Raw genomic sequence first — 10,885 nt, 5'->3', positions numbered from 1 at the left:
GCTTTTTTAGCGTTGGTGCACTGTCTATAACTGTCTTTAAATCCATAAATAGGTGTCCACTTAAATTTAAGTGGACACTATCGCGGTATTAATGAGTTAGAAAAAGTGGGGTTCAGCGGACGCTTACGTTTGAATTCGCCCTCTATCTACCATTTCTATGGTTTTTTCTGCTATATATAAAATATGAAGAAATTTTTGTACGACTTCAATTTCATATCAAAGATAAAAAACTTATCACCCTTACAAAATTTTTAGTCATTATTAACTTTCGAACTCAAAAAGATTTGATTGATGAGTGGTTTCATCATATTAAGATTCATAAGATAGAAAACTATCAACAACTAATCGATTCTTTTTCGCTCGTAAAGCATAGGAAATCTAAAAGAAGTAAACTATCTAATACACCTTTAGATCTGGGCTGGAGTGTATATCAAGCAGAAAGGTTCCTAAGTGGCTACGAACTCCAAGTTAAATATTCTGATATTGGCGATGAAATTTGGTTTGGATCTAAACTAATTGAATTAGATGATGATTTTAATCCTTCTACATTAATCTACTATATTCAAGGCAATGAAGATGCTGTGAAGCAATTAAAAATTAAACTATTTCTCTATGACATTAATCTTACTCCAAATTACTTAAATACCTTCATCGAAGCTATAAATTGCTTACTCAGAAACTCACTGCAAGCTAGTTTAGATCACGGTCATATAGATAATATTTATAACTTGGAGAATTTTTCAAATACGTTACACAATAAGTTACTTGAATTTCAATATGAAAAATTCACTCATTCAGTTAAACCCACTTGTGAACTATCATTCTGCATAAAGCCCCCCTCCTAGCTTCCCATTTAAAAAGGGAGGAACTAGCCAAATCCACAACCGCAATCAAATTCGCGCGAAGTCCCTCTTTTCCAAAGAGGGATCTAGGGAGATTTTTATGAAAGCTCTTTCAGACAACACTGATAAATCGTTTCCACCACATCATCAATCCGCCCCATCACCTGCCCATTATCAAATCTCAACACTTTCAATCCAAGTTGAGCCAGAGCTTCATCTCGAATGCGATCTGTTTCTAACCCATCTTCCGTAAAGTGTTGACTACCATCACATTCAATCACTAAATTGGCAGCAGGACAGTAAAAATCAACGATGTAATTTAAAATTGGTTTTTGCCGATAGAACTGCAAACCTAAAATTTGCTTATTACGAAGTCGTGACCATAACAACTTTTCAGCATCGGTCATGTTGTTGCGTAAATCACGCGAGGCTTGTTTTAAGTTTTTATTGTAGGGTTTCATTTTTTATTCTCTTTTAATAATCCCTCCTCTTGCGCCATACATGGCTCACCTTTAAAAAAGGGAGGGATACCACGAATCGAAAACCGCAATCAAATTCGCGTAAGTCCCCCTTTATCAAAGGGGGATTTAGGGGGATTCTTTTAAAAATAAATATACATCAAAAACCGCCCCTTTTCTAACCACCCAACCCCAAATCATCCGCTTTTACATTTTTAACTCTGCAAAAATCATTACTTTCTATAATAATAGAGCAATAAATTTATCTCCCAAATCAATCACTCTTGGTGTTCCAATGAAAAAACTCATCAACAACCCTGAAAACCTGGTTGTCGAAATGTGCAAAGGCTTTGTCCTCGCTCATCCAGAACTCGCATTTACCGAGTCACACAAAATCATTTCAAGAAAAGCAAAACATAATAATGTCGCACTGATCAGTGGTGGCGGCAGCGGTCATGAGCCGGCACATGCAGGCTTTGTCGGCGCAGGTATGTTAGACGCAGCCGTATGTGGCGATGTCTTTGCATCTCCATCACAAATTCAGGTCTATAAAGCATTGCAGCATGTCGCAACAGACAAAGGCGTGCTGATGATCATCAAAAACTATTCTGGCGATATGATGAATTTCCAGAATGGTGCAGCGCTTGCAACAGATGACGGCATTAACGTGGATTACGTCAAAGTAGCAGATGACATTGCAGTCAAAGACAGCTTATATACTGTCGGTCGTCGTGGTGTTGCCGGTACAGTATTGGTGCATAAAATTGCCGGTGCAGCTGCATCAAAAGGTTTAGAGCTTGCGGAAGTCAAAGCTGTGGCTCAAAAAGCTGCGGACAATGTCATTAGTCTTGGTTTTGCTTATAGCTCATGTACCGTTCCTGCCAAGGGCACACCAACCTTTACTCTTGCCAATGATGAAATGGAATACGGCGTGGGCATCCACGGTGAACCAGGGATTCGTCGTGAAAAAATATTGCCATCAAAAGAACTGGCACAACGTATTATCGATGACCTGTTTCTTGACCGTCCTGACCTGACTGAAGTAGCGGTATTGGTCAATGGTTTTGGTTCAACGCCAATGCAGGAGCTGTATGTCTTTAACAACGATGTTTGCGAACATTTGGCACGTAAAGGCATCAAAATTTATCGTACTTTTGTCGGTAACTACATGACCAGTATCGACATGAACGGTGCATCGGTATCTTTACTTGCTCTGGATGCTGAACTGAAAACCTATTTAGATGCAGAAGCCAATACCCCTGCATTTAAAACGGATGGTTCACCTGCACTACCTTTTGAATTTGCAGCAAAAAATGCAGCAGCTGAACGCAGCGCCAATACCGAAGTTGAAACCCAACCTGAACATGCAATAATCAGCAATGAGCAATTCACGATTGAGAATATGCGTTATGTCGTCGATGTCATGGCGGCTTGCATTATTAAAAATGAAGTGCCTTTCTGCGAGCTAGATGCGCATGCCGGCGATGGTGATTTCGGCATGAGCGTGGCCAAAGGCTTTAAACAGCTAAAACGTGAATGGCAAAGTCTGATTCAAGCACAGCATATGGATGAATTCATGCTGAACTGCTCAATGATCATTATGGAATACTGTGGCGGCGCATCAGGTCCAATCTGGGGTTCAGCCTTCCGTGCCGCGAGTAAGGCCATTCAAGATAAAACCAGTTTAACTGTCGCTGACTTTGCTGAAATGTTGCAGGCGGCAGTCAAAGGCATTCAAGTGACCGGTGAGCGTTCATTTGGTCGTGGTGCCGTGGTGGGGGATAAAACCCTGATTGATGCCCTAGTACCATGTGCAGATTCATGGTCTGCCAATACCGGCAAGACTTTTAAAGAAAACTTTGTCTTGGGTGCAGCGGCTGCGGTAAAAGGTGCAGAATCGACTCAAGAGATTGTGGCACGTATGGGCCGTGCCGGTACGGTCGGTGACCGTAGCTTAGGCTATCCGGATGCCGGTGCACATGGTTTAGGTGTGATCTTTAGCGACATTGCAGCACATATTAAATAAATCATTTATTAAAAAAGCCTCGAATCATCGGGGCTTTTTTTATTTCCGGGTATACAGCTGGTGCTCAAGCAAGACAGCAGAAAAAGCGTCTATTGAAATTTTTCTAGATACTTGTTCAGGTTTTCTTTGACCACGACTCTTTTATTACCCTTCATCTGTGCTTCACTCAAAATTCCTTCCGAGTCAACCACCACAACAGGATGACCATCCTTTTTCAAACGCGCCACGCCTTCAAATAACATGCGGGCGCCGACATTATGAATTAGGGTCAAATTGGTCAGATCCAGTACAATTCGTTTTTTGCCTTCCGGTTCATCTTCCAAAATACGCAGCAGCATTTCCGATTCAGTAAACTGCAATACGCCACGCAGTTCATACACCACCACATGATCGCGTTTTCCAGTGAGATAACGGTTTTGTAAAATGGTTTGTGCCGACGGCGTTCCTTCCATTAAATGTAGCCCCATTTCCCGGGATATACGTTCAAAGATATCGACCCCACGCGCGCTATGCCCATGTTCATCAATTCGTGGAGAAAATACGGCGATGCCCACCTGTCCAGGCAATACGCCAATAATGCCGCCTGCGACCCCACTTTTTGCCGGAATGCCCACCGTGGTCAGCCAGTCACCGGCAGCATCATACATCCCGCAAGTGAGCATCACGCTCAGGACTTGCCGCACCACAGAACGATCCAATAATTTTTTACCGGTCTGCGGCTGAATCCCACCGTTGGCGAGTACCCCGGCAATCATCGCCAGGTCTTTGACCGTCACCTTGATTGAACATTGCTTGATATAACCATTGACAATCGCTTCTGGATCTTCTTCCAATACTCCTACTGTACGCAGCATATAACCCAAGGATCTGTTACGAAACGCCGTTTTCAGTTCAGAGGTATATACATCGGTATCAAAACTCAGTTCACGTCCAGCCAAACCGCTTAAAAAACGGCGCAACTGTTCCGCCCGGGATACTGTGCGTTTATAGGGAATCAGGGAATGAGCAGTAATGGCACCCGAATTGATCATCGGATTTTTCGGAATATTGGTGTCTTTCTCCAGTGAAATCTGGTTAAAGGCCTCGCCCGAAGGTTCCACGCCCACTTTTTCCATGACCTTGGTCAGGCCGACTTTCTGCAAGGCCAAGGCATAGGCAAAAGGCTTGGACATGGACTGCATGGTGAACTCAACCTCGTCATCACCGGTGGAATAGATCGTGCCATCTACGGTGGAGAGTGCCAAAGCAAACTTCTCTGGATCGACTGCTGCCAGCTCAGGAATATAGTCGGCCAAGGCCCCTTTATCATTGTCTTGGCAGGAGCTTAAAACATGCTTGAGATAATCTGGCACCGGTGTTTTCATCGAATGAGCGTATTCCAATTCACTATTATTTTTAACTAACATAGCGGTTTTTGACTTAAGTACCAGAGTGAAAAGGTAATTTTCTGCATATCTGTGTGATGGGTTGTGCACGCTTTGCGTCAGCTCCTCCAGAAATTAAATTGTAGGTTTGTTCTAATTTTCTTTTTCAGAGCGATCAAAAAAGGGCAATACTGCCCTTTTAATGAGTCTGAATGATTTATTTCACTTTGGTTTTGCGAATCATCTTGTACAGGACTTTTGGCGAAATACGCGACACCAGTACCCCGAGTTTTTCTTTCTTGCCGCCAATCACGATATATTCTTCGCCACTCTGCAAAGCTTGTACAGTTTGACGGGCAAAATCTTCTGCGGACAGACCATTTTCAATCGCTTCATCTGCATGCCCTTGCGGCTTCCCTTGACCATTTAAAGCGTTCAGGGACACATTGGTTTTAACAAAACCGGGGAAAATCACCGATACGCCAACCCCCTGATCTGTCACTTCAGCACGCAGGCTGTTGGCCCACATATGAATTGCTGCTTTGGCTGCGGAATAAGACGCGCGATATTGTGTACCGAGCAAACCTGCAACACTGGAAATAAACACGATACGGCCGGTTTTTTGTGCCAGAAAATTTGGCAGTACGGTTTTGGTCAAAAATACCTGCGAGAAATAATCGACTTCCATAATGGCGCGTTCAGTCTGCATGGTGGTTTCTGCAATCAGGGCACGCTGACTGAGTCCGGCATTATTGATCAGCCAGTCAATCCGGCCTTTTTGTTGCACAACCTGCTCATAGGCATGGCGAACCTGACTTTCATCGGTGATATCAGCCGTGATGGAAATATGCTGATCCGGATTGATCAGGCTTTGGCGCACATTTTCCAGTTCTTCATGACGGCGCGCAGTCAATACCACCTGCGCTCCCTGTGCGGCACATTGCTGTGCAATCGCCTTGCCAATCCCTGAAGATGCGCCAGTAATCCAGACCACTTTTCCATTTAAACTTTCAACTTTCGCCATGAAATCCTGTTTCCTTTGTTTTAATAAATATGGTGCGGCCTTTCATCTTCCAGAAATGCCAGTAAATGCTCGAAATAATAACGCATCGTATCAGCATCATAGATGCTACCGAGCTTGTCAAAACGTTTATAGCCGAGCTGGGTGGTTAGGTGAATCACCCCATTTAAGGTTTTATCGACCACAACATTAAACTTCAACAGGTTTTTCGGTTCACGGATCAGACAGGTCACGCCCTGATCAACGACCTGGGTAAAGGCTTTGAGTGCCGGCGAGACATACTGATGATTGCCGGTTTTCATCTGATCCACACAACCCAGTAACTCCATCACCAGCATCTTTTCCACCGGATAACGCACAAAAACATCGCCGTCATGCGTATAGGTCATGCGATGCAGATAATTCACCATGGGCATGAGCCGTTCATTGCCAAATAAGGAAACCGACCAAGGCATATATTTACGTGTCGTCTCAATAATGTGCTGAATCACTTTTTCAGATTCACTGTCGGGAGATTTCGCGATCTGCACCATCTGACCAAAAATCTGGTCAATAATTTCACAGGCCATATCGGCCAGATTTTCACCGAGCGGTTTAGCCAGACTGTCTGGATCACCGGCATTTAATCTAGAATGAAGGTCGATAAAGCGCTGATGGGTTTCAGGCTGGATCTTCAGGGAAATGCTATAGCTCATCTTGTTATCCTTTTTAATCTTCTGCGATGAGTCGCGTTTTTTATCTTTGCATCATACGACGAGTTGCTCTGCATGCCAATTGTCTAAAGTTTGCATTTGGTTAAGCTGCCGCATGCACTATTTTTTTTGCTACAATAGATCCAATTTTTCATCTACTTTTGATCTGTTTAGACTATGACTGATTCAGCGCAAAATATCGCGACAACCTACGATCCGACCGAGATCGAGAAAAAATGGTACCAAACTTGGGAAGAACGCGGCTACTTCAAGCCTTCTGAAAAAGGCGAATCATTCTGTATCATGATTCCGCCGCCAAATGTCACTGGTAACTTGCACATGGGTCATGGTTTTAACAATGCCATCATGGATGCATTGACCCGTTATAACCGTATGTCAGGTAAAAATACGCTTTGGCAACCGGGTACTGACCACGCCGGTATTGCCACCCAAATGGTGGTAGAACGTCAGCTTGGTGCAGAAGGTATTAGCCGTCATGACTTGGGCCGTGAAAAGTTCATCGAAAAAGTCTGGGAATGGAAAGAACAGTCTGGCGGTAACATTACCCGTCAAATCCGTCGTTTGGGTTCTTCTGTAGACTGGTCACGTGAACGCTTCACTATGGATGATGGTCTATCCAATGCGGTCAAAGAGGTATTTGTAAAACTGCATGAACAAGGTTTGATCTACCGTGGTAAACGCCTTGTTAACTGGGATCCAAAATTACAAACTGCGCTTTCTGACTTAGAAGTTGAGTCTGATAAAGAAGAAGCAGGTTCATTGTGGCATCTGAAATATTTCTTTGAAGATAAATCATTGCGCACGCACGATGGCAAAGATTATATCGTGGTCGCAACCACCCGTCCTGAAACCCTGCTCGGTGATACTGCCATTGCAGTTGCGCTGGATGATGAGCGTTATGCACATCTTGTCGGCAAAAACATCATCCTGCCGATTACCGGTCGTAGCGTGGCAATTGTTAAAGATGAATATGTTGACAAAGAATTTGGTACAGGCTGTGTAAAAATCACCCCTGCGCATGATTTCAATGACTATGAAGTGGGTAAACGCTGCGAATTGCCAATCATCAACATCTTCAACAAAAATGCTGAAGTGTTGGCTGAGTTTGAATACATCGCAAAAGCAGGCGAGCAAATTTCTAAAACCATCCCTGCACCTGCGGAATATGTGGGCTTAGATCGTTTTGAAGCACGTAAAAAATTAGTTGAACAAGCTGAAGCTGAAGGCTGGTTAGAGCAAATCCAACCGTATACGCTTAAACCACCTCGCGGTGACCGTTCAGGCGTGATCGTTGAGCCTCTACTTACTGACCAATGGTATGTGAAAATTGCCCCTCTTGCTGAGCCTGCAATTAAAGCGGTTAAAGATGGCGAGATTAAATTTGTACCTGAGCAATACAGCAACATGTACATGGCTTGGATGAACAACATCCAAGACTGGTGTATCTCGCGTCAATTGTGGTGGGGTCACCGTATTCCTGCTTGGTACGATGTAGATGGTAATGTTTATGTAGGTCGTGACGAAGCTGAAGTTCGTGCGAAAAACAATATCCCTGCCGATGTTCAATTAGACCAAGACGAAGACGTACTCGATACATGGTTCTCATCAGGTCTTTGGACATTCTCAACCTTAGGTTGGACTGGCGATGAAGCCAAAGATAAAGAAAACTATTTCTTAAATACTTTCCACCCGACTGATGTACTTGTGACTGGTTTTGACATCATCTTCTTTTGGGTTGCCCGTATGATCATGATGACCATGCACTTCATGAAAAATGAAGATGGTACACCGCAAGTTCCATTTAAAACTGTGTATGTACATGGTTTGGTGCGTGATGGCGAAGGTCAGAAAATGTCGAAGTCTAAGGGCAACGTGCTTGACCCATTAGACTTGATTGATGGTGTTGATCTTGAAACGCTAGTACAAAAACGTACAACAGGTTTGATGAACCCGAAACAAGCAGCGAAGATTGAAAAATCGACTCGTAAAGAATTCCCTGAAGGGATTCAATCTTACGGTACAGATGCGGTTCGTTTCACATTCTGTGCGCTTGCAAACACGGGTCGTGACATTAAGTTCGACATGAAGCGTGTTGAAGGTTACCGTAACTTTGCCAACAAAATCTGGAACGCTACTCGTTTCGTGATGATGAACTGCGAAGAGCAAGTGATTGGTCAAGACGTTCGTCAAGACCTTTGGGAATTGCCTGAACAGTGGATCGTAAGCCGTTTACAAAAAGCAGAACAAGCAGTGCAAACAGCATTTGCAACGTATCGTTTAGACTTGGCTGCACAAGCGATTTACGAGTTCATTTGGAATGAATACTGTGACTGGTATGTCGAGCTGACTAAGCCTGTTCTGAATGATGAAAATATCTCGGTAGAACGTAAAGCTGAAATCCGCCGTGTTCTTCTTGCTGTGATGGAAGCGTCTTTACGTTTGGCACATCCGTTGATGCCTTACTTGACAGAAGAAATTTGGCAAACGCTTGCGCCGAAACTGAACATTTCTGGCGAAACAATCATGTTGGCTCAGTACCCTGTTGCAGATGAAGCGAAAATCAACGAACAAGCTGAAGCAGATATGCAATGGCTGCAAGGTTTGATTGGTGCGGTACGTAACATCCGTGGTGAAATGGGCTTAGGTAATGCGCGCTTGTTGCCAGTTCTTCTTCAGAACACCACTGAAGCTGAAAAAGCGCAGATTGCACGTATTGAACCATTGTTCAAAGCATTGGCGAAAGTTGAAAGCATTACCTTCTTGGCTGATGGTGAACAACCACCATTGTCTTCTTCATCTGTAGTCGGTCACGTGTCTGTATACGTTCCAATGAAGGGTTTAATTGACCCTAAAGCGGAATTGGGTCGTCTACAAAAAGACTTAGACAAGGTTCAAAAGCAACATGACCAAATTGCGACTAAACTTGGCAATGAAGGTTTTGTCGCGAAAGCACCTGCTGCTGTGGTTGAAGGTGAGAAGGTGAAACTTGCTGAGTTTGCTGATCAGTTAGCGAAGATTAAAGCGAATATGGAGCAAATTGCGGCGCTTTAATGCGTTGTTAGATTGATTCAAAAATCCCCTCTTAGTGAGGGGATTTTTTATGCATCCAATATACTTAAAGCTTGCTCAGTACTCATCTGCCAAATACTAATTTCACCTTCTTTAACTTTCGCTAACATTCTTTCGTATTTATGAATCATTGGACAATGGCTATTTAGATGATCATTCTCATAATAATATTGTTTTTGCTCTTGAAACTTACCTTGTATTTCAATTAAAAATCTTGTGAAACCAAGATATTCTGACTCATTATTACCATCAAAACCTTTAAAGTTTCCATAGGAATGTTGTAGCAATCGCGAATCTTTAGTTTTTCTTTTTAAATCTTCAATTGCTCTATATAAATCCAGAATATTGAGCACAAAACGACTTTTTTCTACTGGTATCTCATCATCTATCCATTGATCTAATAACGAATAGAAAATTTCATAGCCATTTTCTAGAATCTGGATTAACTCTTTATAATAAGTAGCATCATTTACATCCAATTTTGCTAAAATTTTATATTGGTTAATCAAGATCAAGCGATCTTTTTTTTCTAACTTCATATCACACCTAAAAAATTTTGGTTTTAATATGATTGGCTATACCAACCATATCAGGATAAATAGTAAATTCGTTTAAATTTGCCCACTTTAAGAAAATTCTAGCTTCAGCTTTAGCTGAAGCAGGCAAAATAATTTTACGAAAACAATCTGTTGCAGTTTTCTCAAAATTTCCACCTGCTGTCCCAAATACTGTGAATCTTCCAGCCTGAGCTTTCAATCTGTCACTAATATAATTAGGTTGTATTGCTAAAGGTTTTTCAATTTTCACAGGTCGATTTTCCCAATATGTTTTTTTATATTCAAATGATGCATCTTCTGGAAGACCAATAATTTCGTGACGACCACTTAAACGATTTAATGCGAATGGATCTAATACATAAATTGCACTATCTGTATCATTCGAATAATCAGAATGTAAAATAAAAGCTAATGCGACGCCTAAAACTGTTGTCCAATCTAATAAACGCGTTGGAATCCAATAATGTTGCATATCAAATAATGTATCCCAATCATTTGATCTTTTCTCGAAGACCCCTACTGATAAACGTTTAAATTCATCAAAAAGAAGTTTTTCTTTTGATTCCCAACTATCAACTCTTACTAGACTTGGCTCTAACGTCCATTCGCACTTGGATTGCCCTCTATACCAAATTTCAGCCGGGTTACCTAATTCCTGTTCCGCAGTTTTTATATTTTCAAGAAATATATTCCAATCACTCATATTCTTTTAACTTATTAATTTCACGCAACTATTATTAGCATCTTCACAACTTGCTTACAACCCTCTCCCCAACCCTCTCCCATAGGGAGAGGGAGCTTCATTTGATTTAATGATTGCATGGATTTCACAATG

At 42.2% G+C, this 10,885-nt stretch carries 8 protein-coding genes; 2 read left to right on the top strand and 6 right to left on the bottom strand.

All coding sequences use genetic code 11. The features are described from left to right. Positions 1-940: 940 nt before the first annotated feature. Positions 941-1,303, bottom strand: a complete 363-nt coding sequence (locus FTT75_RS13390) for an endonuclease domain-containing protein (protein ID WP_180186642.1) — start codon at positions 1,301-1,303, stop codon at positions 941-943. A gap of 292 nt (positions 1,304-1,595) precedes the next feature. On the opposite strand from FTT75_RS13390, the gene dhaK reads away from it, so the two are divergent. Continuing rightward, a complete protein-coding gene (dhaK, locus tag FTT75_RS13385) occupies positions 1,596-3,326 on the top strand; it encodes a dihydroxyacetone kinase subunit DhaK (RefSeq protein ID WP_180186641.1) in 1,731 nt (576 codons plus the stop codon). Positions 3,327-3,415: 89 nt separating this feature from the next. Here dhaK and FTT75_RS13380 read toward each other — a convergent pair whose 3' ends face one another. The 3 genes from FTT75_RS13380 to FTT75_RS13370 all read right to left on the bottom strand — a co-directional run bounded on the left by FTT75_RS13380 (position 3,416) and on the right by FTT75_RS13370 (position 6,406). Next, complete coding sequence (locus FTT75_RS13380) at positions 3,416-4,690, bottom strand: glutaminase (protein WP_034608631.1); 1,275 nt, start codon at positions 4,688-4,690, stop codon at positions 3,416-3,418. Positions 4,691-4,907: 217 nt separating this feature from the next. Then, on the bottom strand, positions 4,908-5,714 hold the full coding sequence (locus tag FTT75_RS13375) for an SDR family oxidoreductase (RefSeq protein ID WP_180186640.1): 807 nt from the start codon (positions 5,712-5,714) through the stop codon (positions 4,908-4,910). 20 nt (positions 5,715-5,734) lie between these two features. After that, positions 5,735-6,406 (bottom strand): hypothetical protein, encoded by a 672-nt coding sequence (locus tag FTT75_RS13370; RefSeq protein ID WP_005172058.1) that lies wholly within the window; start codon positions 6,404-6,406, stop codon positions 5,735-5,737. Positions 6,407-6,580: 174 nt separating this feature from the next. Between FTT75_RS13370 and FTT75_RS13365 the strand changes: the two genes are divergently transcribed. Beyond that, a complete protein-coding gene (locus FTT75_RS13365; RefSeq protein ID WP_180186639.1) occupies positions 6,581-9,475 on the top strand; it encodes a valine--tRNA ligase in 2,895 nt (964 codons plus the stop codon). A gap of 47 nt (positions 9,476-9,522) precedes the next feature. On the opposite strand, the gene FTT75_RS13360 is transcribed toward FTT75_RS13365, so the two are convergent. Then, a complete protein-coding gene (locus FTT75_RS13360) occupies positions 9,523-10,032 on the bottom strand; it encodes a YfbU family protein (RefSeq protein WP_100357272.1) in 510 nt (169 codons plus the stop codon). A gap of 7 nt (positions 10,033-10,039) precedes the next feature. Next, a complete protein-coding gene (locus tag FTT75_RS13355; protein WP_100534432.1) occupies positions 10,040-10,753 on the bottom strand; it encodes an FRG domain-containing protein in 714 nt (237 codons plus the stop codon). Positions 10,754-10,885: the final 132 nt, after the last annotated feature.

Origin of the sequence: Acinetobacter sp. YH01008 (genome assembly GCF_013420435.1) — a bacterium.
In the GTDB taxonomy this organism is placed as follows: Bacteria; Pseudomonadota; Gammaproteobacteria; order Pseudomonadales; family Moraxellaceae; genus Acinetobacter; species Acinetobacter pseudolwoffii.
This window is presented reverse-complemented; position numbering and strand designations above follow the sequence as displayed.

Bases quoted from the DNA above. Each gene is read 5' to 3' on its own strand.
- FTT75_RS13390 (WP_180186642.1), bottom strand. From the start codon at position 1,303: ATGAAACCCTACAATAAAAACTTAAAACAAGCCTCGCGTGATTTACGC.
- dhaK (WP_180186641.1), top strand. From the start codon at position 1,596: ATGAAAAAACTCATCAACAACCCTGAAAACCTGGTTGTCGAAATGTGC.
- FTT75_RS13380 (WP_034608631.1), bottom strand. From the start codon at position 4,690: ATGAAAACACCGGTGCCAGATTATCTCAAGCATGTTTTAAGCTCCTGC.
- FTT75_RS13375 (WP_180186640.1), bottom strand. From the start codon at position 5,714: ATGGCGAAAGTTGAAAGTTTAAATGGAAAAGTGGTCTGGATTACTGGC.
- FTT75_RS13370 (WP_005172058.1), bottom strand. From the start codon at position 6,406: ATGAGCTATAGCATTTCCCTGAAGATCCAGCCTGAAACCCATCAGCGC.
- FTT75_RS13365 (WP_180186639.1), top strand. From the start codon at position 6,581: ATGACTGATTCAGCGCAAAATATCGCGACAACCTACGATCCGACCGAG.
- FTT75_RS13360 (WP_100357272.1), bottom strand. From the start codon at position 10,032: ATGAAGTTAGAAAAAAAAGATCGCTTGATCTTGATTAACCAATATAAA.
- FTT75_RS13355 (WP_100534432.1), bottom strand. From the start codon at position 10,753: ATGAGTGATTGGAATATATTTCTTGAAAATATAAAAACTGCGGAACAG.